The 17,709-nt window shown below is 53.2% G+C and carries 11 protein-coding genes; 3 read left to right on the forward strand and 8 right to left on the reverse strand.

Annotated features, from left to right (window positions below):
• Nucleotides 1-9: 9 nt before the first annotated feature.
• Nucleotides 10-1,893 (forward strand): amidohydrolase family protein, encoded by a 1,884-nt coding sequence (locus ACXAH8_RS20920; protein WP_475220483.1) that lies wholly within the window; start codon nt 10-12, stop codon nt 1,891-1,893.
• A 576-nt stretch (nt 1,894-2,469) separates the two neighbouring features.
• Here ACXAH8_RS20920 and ACXAH8_RS20925 read toward each other — a convergent pair.
• From ACXAH8_RS20925 to ACXAH8_RS20950, 6 genes are all read right to left on the reverse strand, one after another.
• Nucleotides 2,470-4,446, reverse strand: a complete 1,977-nt coding sequence (locus ACXAH8_RS20925; RefSeq protein WP_475220484.1) for a hypothetical protein — start codon at nt 4,444-4,446, stop codon at nt 2,470-2,472.
• Nucleotides 4,447-4,602: 156 nt separating this feature from the next.
• The gene (locus ACXAH8_RS20930; RefSeq protein WP_475220485.1) at nt 4,603-4,809 is read right to left on the reverse strand and encodes a hypothetical protein; all 207 of its coding nucleotides are present in this window, start codon (nt 4,807-4,809) and stop codon (nt 4,603-4,605) included.
• Between the two features lie 922 nt (nt 4,810-5,731).
• Entirely contained in the window at nt 5,732-6,127 is a 396-nt protein-coding gene (locus ACXAH8_RS20935) for a hypothetical protein (protein ID WP_475220486.1), read from the reverse strand.
• Nucleotides 6,128-6,257: 130 nt separating this feature from the next.
• A complete protein-coding gene (locus ACXAH8_RS20940; RefSeq protein ID WP_475220487.1) occupies nt 6,258-7,154 on the reverse strand; it encodes an EamA family transporter in 897 nt (298 codons plus the stop codon).
• A gap of 58 nt (nt 7,155-7,212) precedes the next feature.
• Nucleotides 7,213-7,836, reverse strand: a complete 624-nt coding sequence (gene wrbA / locus ACXAH8_RS20945) for an NAD(P)H:quinone oxidoreductase (RefSeq protein ID WP_475220488.1) — start codon at nt 7,834-7,836, stop codon at nt 7,213-7,215.
• A 106-nt stretch (nt 7,837-7,942) separates the two neighbouring features.
• On the reverse strand, nt 7,943-8,830 hold the full coding sequence (locus tag ACXAH8_RS20950) for a LysR family transcriptional regulator (RefSeq protein ID WP_475220489.1): 888 nt from the start codon (nt 8,828-8,830) through the stop codon (nt 7,943-7,945).
• Between the two features lie 1,207 nt (nt 8,831-10,037).
• Here ACXAH8_RS20950 and ACXAH8_RS20955 point away from each other — a divergent pair.
• On the forward strand, nt 10,038-15,155 hold the full coding sequence (locus ACXAH8_RS20955) for a RecQ family ATP-dependent DNA helicase (RefSeq protein WP_475220490.1): 5,118 nt from the start codon (nt 10,038-10,040) through the stop codon (nt 15,153-15,155).
• Between the two features lie 239 nt (nt 15,156-15,394).
• Here the strand turns inward: ACXAH8_RS20955 and ACXAH8_RS20960 are convergent, their stop codons facing one another.
• Both ACXAH8_RS20960 and ACXAH8_RS20965 read right to left on the reverse strand, forming a co-directional pair.
• Nucleotides 15,395-15,796: a helix-turn-helix domain-containing protein gene (locus ACXAH8_RS20960; protein ID WP_475220491.1), complete on the reverse strand. Its 402-nt coding sequence runs from the start codon at nt 15,794-15,796 to the stop codon at nt 15,395-15,397.
• 139 nt (nt 15,797-15,935) lie between these two features.
• Nucleotides 15,936-16,391 (reverse strand): Lrp/AsnC family transcriptional regulator, encoded by a 456-nt coding sequence (locus tag ACXAH8_RS20965; protein WP_170423874.1) that lies wholly within the window; start codon nt 16,389-16,391, stop codon nt 15,936-15,938.
• A gap of 115 nt (nt 16,392-16,506) precedes the next feature.
• Here ACXAH8_RS20965 and ACXAH8_RS20970 point away from each other — a divergent pair, with 115 nt between their 5' ends.
• On the forward strand, nt 16,507-17,706 hold the full coding sequence (locus tag ACXAH8_RS20970) for a methionine gamma-lyase (RefSeq protein WP_475220492.1): 1,200 nt from the start codon (nt 16,507-16,509) through the stop codon (nt 17,704-17,706).
• Nucleotides 17,707-17,709: the final 3 nt, after the last annotated feature.

Genomic DNA, 17,709 nt, shown 5'->3' on the forward strand with positions numbered 1-17,709 from the left:
GATCTATCCATGCGTACCCTGTTTCTGGCTGGCACGTTGTCCGTGTTTTCCACTTTCTGCGTCGCGCAAACTTACGACGTGGTGATCCTCAACGGTCGGGTAATGGATCCGGAAACCGGGTTCGATCAGATCGCCAACGTGGGAATAAGTAATGGCTGGATCACTGCGATTACTGACGATGAAATTAACGGTAGCGAGGCAATTGACGCGACGGGGCACGTTGTGGCGCCCGGGTTCATCGATCTCGAACAGCATGGGCTGGACCCTTGGGGCATCAAGGTAAACCTTCGCGATGGCGTTACAACGCAAATGGATTTTGAGGTCGGGGCCGCGAATATCGACGACTGGTACAGTGCGCGAGAAGGTGCGACACAGGCAAACTATGGTACGGTCGTTGGACAAGAATTCGCACGGATGCGGGTGCATGACGGCCTTGTGCTGGAAGGTGGGGATATAGACTTCCGGAACTTTTTCGCACTGCGGGCACAATCCGTGGAAGACGGTGTCGAGGGCTGGTCCTCGGTACCAAGCAACCGCGAACAGATGAACGAAATCACTGCCCAACTGGATGAGGGGCTTCGTCTTGGAGCCCTCGGCGTGGGATCGACCATCGGCTACGCTCGCGAAGGCATCACAACCTATGAGATGTTCGAAGCTCAGCGGGCCGCTGCGCGTTATGGTCGTCTAACTTCGGTGCATCACCGGTTTCATCCCAGTGCTTCGACGCCCACCGAGACACAGACCGGCGTTAACGAAATCCTTGTCAATGCGATGGTGTTGGACGCGCCGCTGCACATACACCACGATAATGACTATGGGTGGTGGGAAAATCAGGAAAAGCTCCAAATGGCCCGCGACCAAGGCTATAACGTCTGGTCCAGCTACTATCCCTGGACTGCTGGATCGGGAAACTACGGCGCTTCAATCATCGCCCCCGAAAACTGGGAAGGGTCGATGGGGTACAAATACGAAGATACGATCTTTGACCCCCAGCTTGATCGCTTTGTGACCAAAGACGAATTCTTGAGCTTCGCTGAGAATGAACCGGGACGGACGGCCATTGTCTTTAGCCCGCCAAGAGAGCAATGGTTGAATGATTGGATCACCATCGCGGGCTATGGCATCTCGGGCGATGGTATGGCCGGGTTGGATATTGAGGGCAATCTGATGAGTTGGGATGCCCCTTACGAAGACTATGCCGGGCACCCTCGGTCCGCAGGCAGCCACGCGCTTGTCTTGAGGCTGGCTCGCGAAGCGGATGTGCCGCTGATGCTCACGCTCACGCAGCTGAGTTACATACATGCGAAGCGATTGGGTGACACTGGCTTGCGTGCAATGCAGGTGCGTGGGCGTATGCAGGAAGGCATGGTCGCAGATATCACGATTTTTGATCCGGAAACTGTGACCGAAAAGGCGAACTATACCCTTGGTCAGCAAGGTCTGCCGTCAGAAGGCATTCCTTATGTGCTGGTTAGTGGAACGATTGTTGTCCGGAACAGCGAAGTGCAGCGGGATGTTTATGCAGGGCAGCCGATCCGGTTTCCAATCGAGGAAAGCGGGCGTTTTGTTCCGGCTGGTCGCGAGCAGATCATGGGTATCCTCACACCGGATACTGGCACGGCACGTCCGACACTGCTTGACGATATCACAGACAATGAAGCCAATATTGTACCCGCCGCGCCATCAACCAACCAGTTTGCATCGGTAAAGCCAACCGACCCGTTTGATTGGTTTACGCCTCGCAACGGTCTAGATGACGGTGCCCTTTTCTTTTGCGTCGTGCATGCTCGCTTCGAGGACCCTGCGCAGGCAAAACGCGACTATGCGAAGGCTATGATGTCAAAAATGGGAGGGTCTAGGCCTAATCAGTCGGAACAACGCAGAGCAAACTGATTTGTAGAGTCTTGGAGCAGCAAAAAACGAAAGTCTGCTTAGGGCTGAGGTATATCTTCAGCATCCGGTCAGATTACGGCAGCTTTTTCCGAATGGCAGCTGTTCGTTAGATCGGATCGAATGACCACTCCGAGCCCAACGAGCCATATGCTGCGCAGAGGTTGCATGACCGCTTTGCTTGTCTTCAGGAATCACACTTCTTGGCGCGCAACTCAGTCTCTTGCGGCCACTTCGTATTGACCGGAGCATCGTTGACCTGACCTTTTAGCAGCAGATTCCGTATTCTCTGAGATGGCATGTAGAGCGTTGTCCTGCGCCTATCTCCTGTGTTGGAGACATCTTTTCTGTCTAAGTGCAGCGCAGGCACAGCGGACATAGTTTCATGCGCAACGTACCAAGAGGCGCTAGTCGTGTAAGACCTTGATACACTGCGGGGGAAGGATGGTGGGTGATGAGAGACTCGAACTCCCGACAAATATATAAAAACCAAAGACTTACGTGTATTTGTGTAACTGTGTAACCGGCCCGAAAATGGGCCGGTGACGTCGGGTCATGTGTGGTGCAGTTGCTCTCTGTTTAGTTTTCGATACCAAGTTTTTTGAAGAAGACTGCGTTTCGCGCATGAGCATCCAAGATGAGTTTTTGGTATGGAATGACTTCAATGTAGGCGTCGGGGTTTCGTGTGTATCCGAACATTCCCATTTGATCTGGTGTGTGCTCAAGTTGGCCACGAAGTCTTCGTTTAAGACCGTCAGTTAAATCAGCGACAATGTAACAGTGAAACGCAGTGTTTCTGCCCACATTCGAGATTGTCTTCCCATCTTTGTCTCTGATTGATTTGCCTGATTGGAAGAGCTCAACATAGTCCAATACCTGCATGAAAGGATCAGTCTTATCGGTGTAAGACGGCTTGTTTGGCCGTTTGAACTCGACCAGTATGACTGTATCGCTTGAATTCTCTTTCTCACGCCAAGCTAGGCAACTGTCATACAATAGAGCGATATCAGGCTCCCGAGTGGACGTAGCTTCCGTGTATGAGGTAAGCGCCTTGTCAGATGCGAAGAAGTTAGAGAACGCAAGACGATCATCCAAAATCCAGAGGTTGTGATCTTCGATGTCAATCATTTGAGATGTGACACGCATAGGGCAGATCAGGTTATGAACGGCTTCTTCTAGATGGTCGCTACCGGTCTCTTCGTCGATACCTACGAGCTTGTCCAAGAGATCCAGAATGGATTTCCTTTTGGCGACGTATTCGGCAAGGCTGCCCTTGTTATCGTCTACGATAAACTGCTTATAGTCTTCGACTTTTTGCTGAATCTGTTGGTCATAGACGGTAGCCGTCGCGATATCTTGTTCCACACGAGCAAATTTTCTCTGCCGCCTAGACCGAGAAAGTGCCATTGCCATGAAAATTTGCTCTTCGCTTTGACAGCTAGGTTCCAACCCGCGAACAAACTCTTCAATTTCAGACGAAAGGTATAGAAACTGCGGGTTCTTTTTTATAACTTTTTGAGCAATTTCCTTTTTCTTTTTGATTTCCAGCTCAAGATATTCTGCGAGGAATTTTTTTGAACTCGCGACTGCTTGTTGCCTAATGCTTTTGCCGTCATCGGATTCAAAAATGAACCCGGTCCTCTGCGGATTTACGTGCGTGTCCAGATAGTCACCAGTAACAGCCCCAATGTATATTTGATCTCCATCCAACATGCCCAAGCCAATCATGTCATCAATGGCGAATTCATTCACCCCGCGATCGTTTGCGCAGAAGCACATCCAATTCTTCTTTGTGCCACGTGGCCTAATGTCCTTACTGCATTGCATGTGTCTCAGGAGGATAGGTTGAACTTCGCCTTCGATTTCAACATCCATCAACTCTTCTTTCGACTTAACGGTGTAGCTTTCGAACTTTTCTCTCAGGTCTGTAGTTTCTCCATCAGTTATAGTGATTTTCGGAGAGTTCTCAGCTGCGAACACAGGAAGAAAGTGCGCTATCGTTCTCTGAATTATCGTTTCTGCCTTGACCGGGCAGTAACTTGAAAAAGCACCAATGAAATCTCGCAGCGAAACAAACGTCCCAGTAAGGTCATCGAAGTCTCGAAGGCATTCTTTGTCACTGACTTGATTGTTTTTTCGTAGAACGAAATCGAAAGCTCGCTTCGCAATTTTACCTTCGGGGTCTTTGTATGCTGAATCGATGGAGATTTTTTCAAATACTTTCAACCACCCCAGGCGACCCACACCTTTTCCACCGCGATCAAGTTTATGTCGGGAAAACGGGGTGCAAAATGAATTGTAGTTCTGCTGGTTCAACCCAATACCGTTGTCAAGAATGTCGAAGCCTATGACTGGGGCGTTATCTTCAAGCTCATTTCGATGAACAGTAATTTCTATCCTACCGTTCTCAACCATACCCTTGTCGTCGAAGCGTTCATACAGTGCAAAAAGCGAGTTACTGACGGCTTCAAACATTGGAAGTAGAGAGGTTGCCTCACTGGGCTTCAGCGGTAATCTGGCGACTTGACCCTCAATGTCGCTCTTCAAATCTGTCATAGTTTAGTCAGCCTATAATTGTTTTGGTTGGAAGCGTGTGCAATCAGGGGCATCAAGATCAAAAATCCGGAAGGAACGCAACTTACATAGATGCAGGACAACAAAAAAACCGCCGGCTTGCATCGGCGGGTCTCTCAAATCTGAGTGTATGTATCGTTAGGCTGCGACTGCGATCTGAGCATCGTCCAGCACCGACACTGGCCAAGTGTTTCCGATCTCACCGAGAGCCGTGATGATCTCGGTCTCGGGGTCAGTGCCGCATTCTTCGAACGGTTCTGACACCAGCTTTTCCAGCTTTGCTTTCAGTGCGTGGTAGATGTGATCCGGTAGATAGGTTTCTTGAGTATTGGCAGTGGCCTGCACGAAACTATTCCTCTTTAATGTGATTTGGTGGTCGCAGACTCGCACAATTGGAATCTGGATCGCAAGAGAAAAATTGACTTAAATCATTGTTTTTATTATATTTAAGTGCTTGCTTGTCGCTGAAAACATGAACCCTGCGCCGATTGGCTTACATCGCATTGATGATCCAGTGCCGGGTTCGGAGAGAAGGTAGTTGGAAGCCCATCCTTATCCGTTAAATTACAAGAAATTTTATGTCAGATGTTGAATAAATTCGTTTTGGTCCCGGTGTTTTTCAGCGAGCGCGTGCAGCTCTGGCAGAAATGTTTTCAGGTCTATTTGTTTATCGCCGCCCCGGACTAGCATAGGCCGCGAGCTTGTAAGTGCTTCAGGTAGAGATCATCTCTGCCGCGAGTCCTGCGCGCTGGCTAACGCTCGCTTTCGGGCGCTTCGCGCCCACCGGTTCTGTTTCTTCTGCCGGAAGAAGCATGAAATGCACGGAATGAATGACTATCAAAAATCCCTGCAGAAATAGGACTTTCCCCCCAGGACAACGCAAACCTTTTCTGTGATGTCTTGGGGGAATAATCTGCATATAACAGGTGGTGAAGAGCTTCTAACACTAGGTGGCTTCCATTGACCTAGCAGCGCTCCGATCCCGGCTTTGCGGCCAAGCGGTTACAGTCTTTCGACTGAGCAACACGTCCGGCTTTCCTCCAACCTAGACGTGATCGGTTGATGTGACCCGGGTCTAAGCCCGACGCACATTGCAACCGTCTTTCTGTGCCATTTCGTCATACGACTGGCGGCAACCACTTGGGGCGTCCGATGCTTTCCACCGGGGAGCGATCCAAAGTGATCTTTCCTGCACCTTCCAGATAGGTGACTCGCTGCCCGGTCATTTTCCCGGCGCCGGCGTTTCTTGTTGGTCTGGTATGAGGTGTCAAAGAACATAGGCATAGAAGCGCGTTGTTCTTGGCTGACTGCTTGTTGCTTTGTGCTGCCGTAACGGCTTCTTAAAAATACCAAAACTCAGCTTCGCCCACAAGGCGATTTCCAGGGCGAAATGCACTTTTGTCTTTAGCGCGAGAGTTTTGCGTTTGGCACACGGGGCCAGTAGGTATGTATAGAACACGCGCGCAATGCTGTAGTCTTCTATGCACATCGCCAGGTCGGCTGGGACGTTCACTGGCTGCGTCCAACGCAGTTTTCGACGCAAGACAGCACTGAATTTATAACGCACGCCCTGAGCGCAGTCAGCACTTAGCGAGTTCGGCCACAATGTGACCTTTGCTACAGGAGGTTTGGACCGTCCGGATGCTGCGGCGCCAGAACGCATCCCCTTTATCATACGCGGGGAAACCTAGGACTTGTATATTTTAGGGATCTGGCGAACGGATCTGAGCGAGGCGCTGAGCCATTCCTCGCCCACTTGCGTGATAGAGCCCATTGTTTGCGACTCAAACCCATCAAACAGATCCAGCCGTTACCGCTCTCCATTTTTTCAAACCCGAATTGTCCCTGCGACTCACGCTTTGGCCAACCACAACAGAGCCAATAACTACGACTGCTCCTATGGACTGGGTGAGGCTAAGCGTTTGTCCCAAGTATACCCAGCCGAGCACGACAGCTGTAACAGGACTCATCATTCCGAGCATCGAAACTGCACTGGGTTCCAGGCGCGCTATGCCACGAAACCAAAGAGCATAGGTTGCTGCAGCACCGATCAACCCAAGCCAAATAAGCCCGGCGACATTTGTCGCGCTGAGCGCAGGTAAAGGCGGCTCAAGGAACATCGCGACTGGCAGCAGTATCAAACCACCGGCTGTTAATTGCCACGCTGTGAAACTCAGCGCCGAGACCGGAGGTTGCCATTTCCGGCTGAGAACAGTGCCAGCAGCCATTGACGCGGCTCCTCCCAAACCCGCTGCTATACCGATCCAATCAAGTTGTGCTTCTGGCCCGATCAGCAGCAGAGACACACCCATTACGCCAGTCGCGCCGGCGCCGAGTGCACCAAGTCGTATTGGGGTTCCCAACCATCCCCACGCCATCAAAATCACGATCATTGCTTGCAAAGATCCTAGGGTGGCGGCCACACCACCGGGTAACCTATACGCAGCAACGAAGAGGAGCACCCAGAACAGAGCAAAATTGAGGCTGCCTAAGACGAAAGCTCGACCGAGCCATTCGCGTGGTGGGACGCAGCGCGTCACTGCAAGCAACAACAAGCCGGCTGGCAGAGCTCGTAACGCCGCCAGGGTAATCGGGTAGCCAGCCGGGAGCGCTTCGGTAGTTACCAGATAAGTGCTTCCCCATACCGCTGGGGCGAGTGAGGTGAGAAGAATATCGGTTGAGCGGGACATTGTATGTCTCCCGGCTGAGGCGTTTGAGAATTTGAGTGAGACTTCAGAGGCGCGCGGATTACGCTGCTTCCGCTTGCAGATTTGCTCCAGCGAGGCATGCTGCAATCCTTGCAACATGAGCGCCCTGGAACCGCGCTCCGGCTAGGTCAGTTTCGGTTGGCATGCGAGAACCATCAGCACCGGCGATCGTTCCGGCACCATATGGTGCGCCGCCAATGATTTCTTCTGATGTAGTCTGGCCAGCAAATGTGTAGGGCATTCCGGCAATCAGCATCCCAAAGTGTTGAAGCGGGACTTGCGTTGTCAGAAGGGTGGCCTCATGCCCACCGTGTTGCGAACCTGTTGATGCAAAGACCGCCCCGACTTTACCAACCAGTGCGTTCCTGGCCCAAAGCCCGCCAGCCTGGTCAAGGAAGGACTTCATTTGGCCAGCCATCATGCCAAATCGGGTCGGTGTTCCTAAAATTATTGCATCATAGTTTTCCAGGTCTGTCGGCAAGGCAATAGGTGTATCATCGACGACATAGCCGGCCTTTTGGCGGACTTCTTCAGGGACAGTTTCGGGCACACGCCGAACGTCAACTTCGGTGCCGGAAACACTTCTTGCGCCTTCAGCTTCTGCATCGGCCAATGTGCGGACGTGGCCATAGCTTGAATAGTAGAGAACGAGAATACGTGACATAGGATACCTCTCAGGGCTGCGACTTGTTCCCTGAGAGAATGGAACTTGTTGCGCCGCCAATTAAGGCGCGCTCTTTGACATCACTCTTTACCTGTATTGAATAATGTCACGACCTGAGAGCCAGGCGCAGATGATCAAGAAAGGCTTTGACCTTTGCGTCCATTCCCAAGCGAGATGCTGTAACGGCGAATACTTCCGGCGCGGGCAATTCGTGGTTTGGAAGAACTCTCACCAAGGCCCCGCTAGCTTCAGGAGCATCAGAAACGAACTCGGGCAGAGTTCCGATGCCTTGCCCGGCTATCAGCAAATCACGCAAAACGAGGCTGTTACCAACCCTCACACGCGGATCAAGTTCCAATGATGTGACGCCGTTAGCGGCCGAGAGCTTCCAGCTCGTCAAATGATCAGCAAGCAAAAAGCCAATGATCGCGTGGTTTTTTAGATCCGCCGGCTGGGTCGGTGTCCCGCATCGCTCCAAATAGTCAGGAGACGCAAAAATCCGCTGTCGCATCACGCCGATCCGTCGGGCAACAAGTGCTGAATCCGGCATGGCAGCGCGGATACGTATCGATAGATCGAACCCGCCCTCGACCATATCGATCACCTTGTCGTCCATCGAAAGCGTAAATCGCAAATCGGGATAGGCTTCCAAAAACTCGGGCAGCATCGGCGCAATAACGGTTTGACCGAAAGAGCTTGATGCATTTACCCGAAGGTGCCCGCGCACTGCTTTTGAACCATCCCTGATGGTCTGCTCCGTTTTTTCGACCGCGTCGAGAATTCCAATTGCATCTTGGTAATAAAGACTGCCGGTGTCAGTCAGTGACATGGATCGGGTCGTTCGGGTGAGGAGAACGGTTCCCAGACTTTCTTCCAGAAGCTTGATTTCTCTGCTGAGAAGCGCACGAGAAACACCAAGGTCTTCCGCCGCGCGGGCAAAGCTACCGCGTTCAACAATTCGGCAAAAAGCTTGCATGACGGACAGTTTGTCCAACTCCAGGCCCCCGATCAGTTTTCTTGAGCCGCCCAGTTGGGCGCAACGATCCGCAAGTTACACGACCGCGTCGCTGGTGCGAAGAGGCGACGCGCCTCTGTTGCTCGCGTGGATTTCCGGGCGATTGCCAGAAAACAATCATCGCTCTATTTTCATTGAAGCTAGGAGTAAGGCGCAATGGCAAAATCTACGAGTCCGCTTACACCGAAAAACGTTCCAAGCCGGTCGAACAATGAAAAGTCGGATCGCCCTGTCAATAGCAATGCTAAACCAGTGAGCGACGCTGCTAGTGAGCCAACTCGGCAAGAAAGACTTAGGGCGATTGCAGAGGATGCGGAAAGACGTCTCAAAGGTTCAATGAAGCTTCTCTCTTGAAGTCGCAATACGAACTTCCAAAGAATTTTCAGCACATACAATCAAAGTGCAGCCTTCTTTACGCTCCACGGCGAGTTACCGGTTTCCCAACGAGCACTTAGAAGCAACGGAGCAAACAAAAGTTCTGGTAAACATAAGCGCAAATCGGGTGCCGCCCCTGAGCACTCCTCCCTACGATCACCTTCTCTCTCTAGCACCCAGTTACCTTGGCACCCCTTACACTTGGTTTTCGCTCTCTAGGGCGCTGTTGCATGTTGGTGCTATCAACCGTGATTGCGATCCAGGTGCATCTATTCCCTGTCTATGAGCAATCGTCGGTTTCTTCTCTCCGGAGTAGCTCAATACACTGCCTGGCATAGACCTGTGCTTACGCTCTCAATGTGGTTCTCTCTCCGGAGCGTTGTGAGCAGGCCTGAGTTACGTCCGTTCTCTTATTTGTGACTGGGTCCTGGGTCGTCTGGAGTGTGTTTCGTCGCTGTGCACGCTTTTCTGGCCTATCTTCGGATATGTGTTTTCTGAGAACCTTTGTTTAATGGGTTTGTCTGGTTCAATGGTTTACATTTTGGTCTGAAAAACCTGATTTTGGGTGAAATCTGTCAACTTAATGTAAACTTAGTGTAAACCTTTGGCCTGATTTTGGGGTGTTTTTGAGGTCTAAAGGTTTACATCCGTCGATCCCGCGAGGGGCAGATGTAAACCTTTGTCAACCTTGTGCAACCATTGAGGAGTGCGAGGAATCCACATTGCGAAGAGCAATTTGAAACGCACCTTCTCTTTTGTCTGAAATCCGGTAGCTATCAAGGAGACACTAAAAGAGAAAATCCGGCGAGCAATGATAACGAACGGTCAGGTGGACATTTCGCGCTTTCTTGAGCGCTGTGTATCGATTGACCTGGAAGTGGATCCTAAATCCGCTCGGATATTCGCATTCGCTGCCACAACGAACGATGACTCCCGACCGGCTCTAGTTGAAAAAAGCAGCTCCGCCTCAGCACTGTCGCAGCTCGACACATATTGTAAAGGTTTCGACAGTGTCATCGGCCACAACATCTTGCACCACGACCTGCCCCACCTGGCCGCTGCAGCGCCCCGCTTTGCCGCCTTGTCAGAGGCACCAATCGACACACTCTGGCTCAATCCTTTGGCCTTCCCGCGCAACCCCTATCACCATTTAGTCAAACACTATCACGACGGACGGTTGCAATCGGGTCATGTCAACGATCCCGAAAAGGATGCACGTCTGGTTTTCGAGGTTCTGCAAAACCAGATCGAGGCGTTCGCCAAGCTAAACACCACGACCCCAGATGCGCTGACGGCCTATCATTTCTTTGCCACACGCCCCCCACGCAGCGGAGGGTTTGACGCACTTTTTACTGCTGTGCGTGGCACTAGCAGACCCAATAAACAAGAAGCTTTTGACGCCGTTCGCCGTGTTTTGGCTGGACAAGTCTGCTTGCATCGGCTCGAACAGGCTCTTAGCCGGATGGAAAACCCGAGCCTTGCCTGGCCTTTGGCCTATGCCTTGTCGTGGATTTCTGTTGCTGGCGGCGACAGCGTCATGCCTCCCTGGGTTCGCATGCAATTCCGCGAAGCTTCTCTGATTGTGCGTCACATGCGAGAGGCAACTTGTAATGAGGACTCTTGCCAATGGTGTGTCGAACACAACGATCCTAAAAGGGCGCTAGATCGCTGGTTCGGCTTTCCGTCCTTCAGACCCGAACCCGTGGACGAATTCGGTCAACCCTTGCAAGAACGCATTGTGGCTGAGGCGATGGCAGGCAAAAGCGTTCTGGGCATCCTTCCGACCGGAACTGGTAAGTCAGTCTGCTATCAGATTCCAGCCCTTTCACGATTTGACAAGACCGGTGCGCTGACCGTCGTTATCTCACCGCTAGTCGCACTCATGGCAGATCAGGTGCAGGGCCTGGCGAGAGCCGGGATATCCTCCGCCGTCACGATCAACGGCCTTCTGTCGCTGCCTGAACGTCACGACGCTCTGGACAAAGTGCGTATGGGTGATGCTGCGATCTTGATGATTTCACCCGAACAGCTTCGCAACAAGTCAGTTCGCAGCGCTCTGACACAACGCGAAATTGGCCTTTGGGTGCTCGACGAAGCACATTGCATCTCAAAATGGGGCCATGATTTTAGGCCCGACTACCGCTACGTCAGCCGTTTCATCAAAGAAAGCTCCGGCGATGCCCCCGCTCCGATACTTTGCCTTACCGCCACTGCCAAACCCGAGGTAGTGCGCGATATTAAAGAGCATTTCAAAACACGACTGGATCAGGATCTGATCCTGCTGGACGGTGGTGCGTCGCGGACGAACCTTTCTTTTTCGGTGCGTGAAACCCAGCGCGCCACGAAACTCGCAGATATTCTGAACGCGATCGAAAAGGGCTTGCCCGCCTCTGGCGTCTCCGGAGCCGTGGTCTATTGCGCGACCCGAGGTGCGACAGAACGCGTGGCCGAATTCCTGAAACAACAGGGTGTCAGCGCCGAACGTTTTCACGCTGGCTTACCTCCCGAAGAAAAGCACGAGATCCAAGAACAATTCCGGACCGGCGAATTGCGCGTGATTGCTGCGACCAACGCCTTTGGCATGGGCATCGACAAACCTGACATCCGCCTCGTAGTCCACGGCGATGTGCCTGGCTCGTTGGAGAACTACTTGCAAGAGGCAGGACGTGCAGGACGTGACCGTGACCCCGCTAGCTGTGTGCTATTGTTCAACACTGAGGATGTAGAACGCCAATTCAGCCTTTCGGCCCGTTCCCGCCTTGCGCGGCATGAAATAGGTGCCATCCTTAAAGCGCTACGTCGATTGGATGTGCGCACTCGAGACGAAGGTAAGATCGTCGCCACTCCGGGCGAGATCGTGAGAGAAGAAAAAGACTTTGAATTCCAGCGTGACAACAACACTGAAGACACGCGCGTAAAGACTGCCGTTGCTTGGCTGGAGGAAGCGAGTCTGTTGCGGCGCGAAGAAAACAGCGTGCAGGTCTTCCCCGCCTCCCTACTCGTGCGCGATGTGGATACCGCCGCCACCTTGTTGGATAAGGCAGACATCACGGGCGCTCGGCGCAAACAACTGCTGGCAATCGTGCGTCATATCGTAAACACCCCTGTGGGAGAAGGTGTGTCCACCGACGAATTAGCTGGAGCTAGCGGACTTTCCTCTGCTGCGTTGCGCAAGGCGCTGACCGATCTAGAGGCGATGGGAATTGCCAGTGATGACACCAACATAACCATCTTCGTGCACTCTGGCGTGGCTGACGCGTCGCAAGCACGGCTGGATCAAGCCGCCCGGCTTGAAGAGGACCTAATCGCCGTAATGCAAGAGATGGCCCCCGATGCCGATCAGAATGAACCGATTCCATTCAATCTCTCCATTGCATGTCAGGACTTGAGACAGCGTGGCCATGGCGAGGTGCGTCCGGATCTGGTCGAAACCCTGCTGCGCGGTATGGCACAGGATGGGCGTGACATGGAGGGTGGGCGCGGTAATCTATCCTTACGGAAAACGGCTCGCGGTAGCATACTTGTGCGACTTCAACGGTCGTGGCGCTTTATCGCTCAAACCGCTGAGTTGCGCCGTCAGGGTGCACAACGCCTGCTGGCGCATCTTCTATCACTTGTGCCGAAAGGCACACACGGCAAAGACGTTCAAGTCGAGACCACTCTGGGAACGATGCTATCCACAATTACCGGCGACACCCTTTTGCGCACCAGCATCAAAGACCCAAACCGGCTGATGGACCGGGCACTTTTATGGCTGCATGAACAGCAGGTGGTCACGCTAGGCCGCGGGCTGTCAATTTTTCGCCCAGCCATGACAGTGCATCTTAGCAATAAAAGCGGTGGTTTCACTGTCCAGCATTTCGCGCCACTCGAAGAACACTACGACGAACAGACCATCCAGACGCATGTAATGGCCACCTATGCAGAGAAAGGTCTTGAAAACATCGAGACAGCGCAACGCCTGTCGGACGACTATTTCGTGCTAGAGCAAGACGCCTTCATGCGCCGATGGATGCCGGGGCGCGGGACCGAATTCCGGCGTCAGGCCACTGGTGCCACCTACAAGGCAATTGTCGACGACTTGAGCAATCCGGTGCAGCAAAAAATTGTGCGTGACAACCGGGAACAAACCAACGTCCTTGTGCTGGCAGGACCGGGCTCGGGCAAAACACGAGTCCTGGTTCATCGCATCGCTTATCTGCTACGCATCAAGCGCGAGGATCCCCGCGGCGTCCTCGTGCTGGCCTACAACCGTCACGCGGCCGCTGAAATACGTGAACGCTTGCGCCGTTTAGTAGGAGATGACTCAACCTTAGTAACCGTCTCAACGGTGCATTCACTGGCTATGCGCCTGGTCGGAGCTAGTTTTGCCGGCATTCAAACAGCCGACATCCCAGATTTCAAAGGTCTATTGCAAAAGGCTGCGGCACTGCTTCGGGGCGACGGCCTAAGCAAGCAAGAGGCCGAGGCGCTGCGTGAAACACTGATACAGGGGTATCGCTGGATTTTAGTGGATGAATATCAGGATATAGGTCCTGATGAATACGCGCTGATCGCTTCTGTGGCAGGAAGAACTCTGGATGATCCCGATCTGCGGCTCAGTCTCTTTGCCGTGGGTGATGACGACCAGAATATTTATGCCTTCTCCGGCGCATCGATCCGCTACATCCGCCAGTTTGAGCAAGACTACGCCGCAAAACCGGTTTTCTTAACCGAGAACTACCGCTCTACCCGCCATATCGTCGCCACCGCCAACGCCGTGATCGCAGGGGCCGCCGTGCGTATGAAACTTGGCCATGATATTACCGTAGATCAGGCCCGGACGAAGGCTGACGCTGGTGGATCTCTGGCCAGATTGGATCCAGTAGCTCAGGGCCGTGTGCAGATCCTTGAGTGCCCCGCTGGTAATGAACAGCAGGCTATGGCCGCACTAGACGAGTTGATCCGCCTCTCTCGTCTCGACCCCGATTGGACATGGTCACGCGCCGCGATTATCTCGCGCGATTGGCGAAAGCTGATACCGGTGCGCGATTTTGCCGAAAACCTCGGGATACCGGTTGAAATGGCTAACGAAAACATGCCCAGCCTATGGCGGATGCGCGAGATGCAGACTTTTGTCAAAGCCCTACGCGAGACACCCTCAGAGCTTTACTCGATCAATCAGTTGACCGAAGTGCTGAACACACTTTCGCATTCGCGCTGGACCGATCGTATTGGTGAAGGACTGGGCCTACTGGCACGCGAGGTTGGCGCGCGCAGCCTGCCCGTCCCAGACATTATCGAATGGTTCGCGGAATGGTCCCGTGATAGCTGGAATGAACAAAGAGGGTTAAAGCTGCTGACGGCCCACCGCGCAAAAGGTCTGGAATTTGACGATGTAGTTATACTCGATGGCGGGTGGGAGCGGCCCTCGCGGTCCGAAGATCAGGACGCACCCCGTCGACTGTTCTATGTGGCTATGACACGTGCCCGCCGCAGCCTTGTAGTAATGAGCAACGACAACCATGAATACCTACCAACAGGAGCCCCTTCAGTTCTCACCCGTAGCGTGACGCCTGACATGAACGCGTTGCCTGGTCCCCGTCGTTTTTTTCAGGCGGCTGAAGCGCGGATGGTTGATCTTTCCTATGCTGGACGCTTGCATCCAGGCCACTCTTCTCTGAGTGCTGTTAATGCGGCACGCGTCGGCGATGCAGTGTTATTGGTAAAGGACGGCGACCGCTGGTTGCTACACAACGAAAAAGGGCAAGTGCTGAGCCGCATGTCCAAATCCTTCGCACCACCGCCAAATACCCGGTTTGATCGGGGTGAAGTCGCCGCTATCCTTACATGGCGAAAGGAAGACTCAGGTGAAGCCTTCCAGCACACTCTCCGCCGCGATGCATGGGAAGTGGTTTTGCCGGAGCTCATTTTCGTGTCCGTCAGCTAGGACATCACTTACAATTTTTTGTTTCCAGATGGATCCGGCGAAGCCCAGCACTTCAGCCATTCCCCAACACAGTAATGCTTCGCATTGTCATCAAGCTCTCCGAGGCTCGCACAAACGCCGCAACAGCTGCACTCGCCGTAGTGTCGGTTCAGGATCGCTTCCGTTGCTCACGTCACGGAGGAACCGCATCCAGGCGCGCTCATTCAATGTCAGGAGATCTTTCTGGTCATACATGGCACCTACCTCCCAAAGATGGTCTTGATCGCCGTCTCTGACCGGCTGGTCAGCCTAGGATCAGTGTTGTTGGAAGCCCTGCGAATTGCTTTAAGCCAACCAAGCTCGTTCGAAGTGACAGGTTCTCCGAACACCTCGACAACTGCCTCAGCTGCAGTCAGGCCGATCGACTGCTCAATTGCGAGGCGCATAAGGTAGGCAGCGTCGCATTCCAAAGCTTTCGCCAAAGCCGGGACGCGATCCAATGCCACCTTGGAACTTCCCTGCTTGATCATCGTGATCATGTTCGGGTTGACGTATCCCACCTGGGCCGCGATCTCGGCTTGGCTCTTGGTAGGTTTCAGTTCGAGCACCCTCCGTTCGACATACGTCGCCATCCGAGTGTCTCCATACGGTTTATTTGTCATCGCTACCTCTCAAAAGTGACGCAGCACGTGCTGCATGTCTTCTCTATAGCGATGCTGACAATGGGAAATCGCGGCGGGAAAAACTTAAACAGAAAAGATGTTTAGCCTGTTTAGAGCAGCTCTTTCTGACTCGATCTTTCTATCCGGGCGGAAAAATTGCGGTCTTTTTTACCGTTCCATAGACAAAGCTGGTATCGATCGAAGCTATCCCACCGATAGGATGAATTCGGTGACGAATAAATTCCTCGTAGGCTTCGAGATCCGATACCAAAACCCGCAATTGGTAGTCCATTGCACCGGTCAGCACGTGGCATTCAAGAACTTCATCGATCATCCGAACGCGTTTCTCGAAGTTCTGAACGTCCGTTTCGTTGTGTCGCTCCAATCTGATACGCACGAAGACGGTAATGGCCATCCCATACGCGGCAGCGTCAACGTCGGCGCTGTATCCCTTTATCACTCCGTTTGCTTCTAGGTTTTTGACCCGGCGCAAACACGGTGAGGGAGACAGGTTCACCTCGTCGGCAAGATCCTGGTTCGTCATGCGCCCGTCCCGCTGTAGTGCTCGAATGATCTGCCTATCCTTAGCGTCCATTTATCCCTCTTGCTTAGCAGAATATGCCAATATCACCACTCATGTTGGTATATTTCGCAACCATTAGCCCAAAGTAAAGGCGCAAACTGGCTTCAACATGAATCAGGAGCTTGCAATGACTCGTTCAACCGGATTTGCCACCCGCGCCATTCACCATGCTTATAACCCGCTGGAAAATGACGGCGCTCTGACACCACCGCTACATTTGACGTCTACGTTTACCTTTGAAACCGCAGAGGCTGGTGGAGAGATGTTCGCGGGCGAGCGTGAGGGTCATATCTACAGCCGTATTTCAAACCCCACATGCGACCTTCTTGAACAACGCATTGCCGCGCTTGAGGGGGCCGAGGCCGGGCTAGCTCTCTCAAGCGGCATGGGGGCGATCACGGCAGTGCTTTGGACCCTGCTGTCGCCAGGTGACGAAGTCATCGTGGACAAAACGCTCTATGGCTGCACCTTCGCCTTCATGCGTCACGGTTTGGCGAAATGGGGGGTCGCGATCACACACGTCGACATGACAGACCCTGAGAACTTGAAAGCGGCCGTTTCTGACAAAACCCGCGTTGTCTATTTCGAAACTCCGGCCAATCCGAACATGCGCTTGGTGGACATCGCCGCCAGCGCCGAAATTGCGCACTCGGTCGGTGCAACGGTCGTCGTCGATAACACTTATGCCAGCCCCTATCTGACCCGCCCGATCGAGCATGGCGCAGATATCGTCCTACACTCCGCTACCAAATATCTCGGCGGGCATGGAGACGTGGTTGCCGGTCTGGTAGTAGGAGCCGCCGAACAGATTGCGGAGATCCGCCTTGTCGGGATGAAGGATATGACCGGCGCAGTAATGGCGCCTTTCAACGCGATGCTAATCCTGCGTGGTCTAAAAACACTGAACCTGCGTCTGGATCGTCATTGTGACTCTGCCAAAGTCGTCGCGGACTTCCTCGAAGCGCACCCCGCCGTCGGTGAAGTTTATTTCCCCGGTCTTGAGAGCTTCGCACAGCACGATGTGGCGCAGCGACAGATGTCCCAACCGGGCGCTATGATAGCGTTCGAGATCAAATCCGGTCTGTCCGGAGGAATTGAATTCATGAACCGCCTGAATATGATCCAGCGTGCGGTGTCGTTGGGCGACGCGGAAACACTGATCCAACACCCAGCCTCAATGACTCATTCGACGTATACCCCGGAAGAGCGGGCTGAGCATGGGATAAGCGATGGTCTGATCCGTCTGTCTGTCGGGCTAGAGGATGTCGAAGATATCCTTGCAGACCTAGAGCAGGCTTTGCCCTACCCTGCTCGCAGCGCCGCCTAAACC

This window comes from Ruegeria sp. ABV3_008 (genome assembly GCF_056161185.1).

Bases quoted from the DNA above. Each gene is read 5' to 3' on its own strand.
- ACXAH8_RS20920 (WP_475220483.1), top strand. From the start codon at position 10: ATGCGTACCCTGTTTCTGGCTGGCACGTTGTCCGTGTTTTCCACTTTC.
- ACXAH8_RS20925 (WP_475220484.1), bottom strand. From the start codon at position 4,446: ATGACAGATTTGAAGAGCGACATTGAGGGTCAAGTCGCCAGATTACCG.
- ACXAH8_RS20935 (WP_475220486.1), bottom strand. From the start codon at position 6,127: ATGCGTTCTGGCGCCGCAGCATCCGGACGGTCCAAACCTCCTGTAGCA.
- ACXAH8_RS20940 (WP_475220487.1), bottom strand. From the start codon at position 7,154: ATGTCCCGCTCAACCGATATTCTTCTCACCTCACTCGCCCCAGCGGTA.
- wrbA (WP_475220488.1), bottom strand. From the start codon at position 7,836: ATGTCACGTATTCTCGTTCTCTACTATTCAAGCTATGGCCACGTCCGC.
- ACXAH8_RS20955 (WP_475220490.1), top strand. From the start codon at position 10,038: ATGATAACGAACGGTCAGGTGGACATTTCGCGCTTTCTTGAGCGCTGT.
- ACXAH8_RS20960 (WP_475220491.1), bottom strand. From the start codon at position 15,796: ATGACAAATAAACCGTATGGAGACACTCGGATGGCGACGTATGTCGAA.
- ACXAH8_RS20965 (WP_170423874.1), bottom strand. From the start codon at position 16,391: ATGGACGCTAAGGATAGGCAGATCATTCGAGCACTACAGCGGGACGGG.
- ACXAH8_RS20970 (WP_475220492.1), top strand. From the start codon at position 16,507: ATGACTCGTTCAACCGGATTTGCCACCCGCGCCATTCACCATGCTTAT.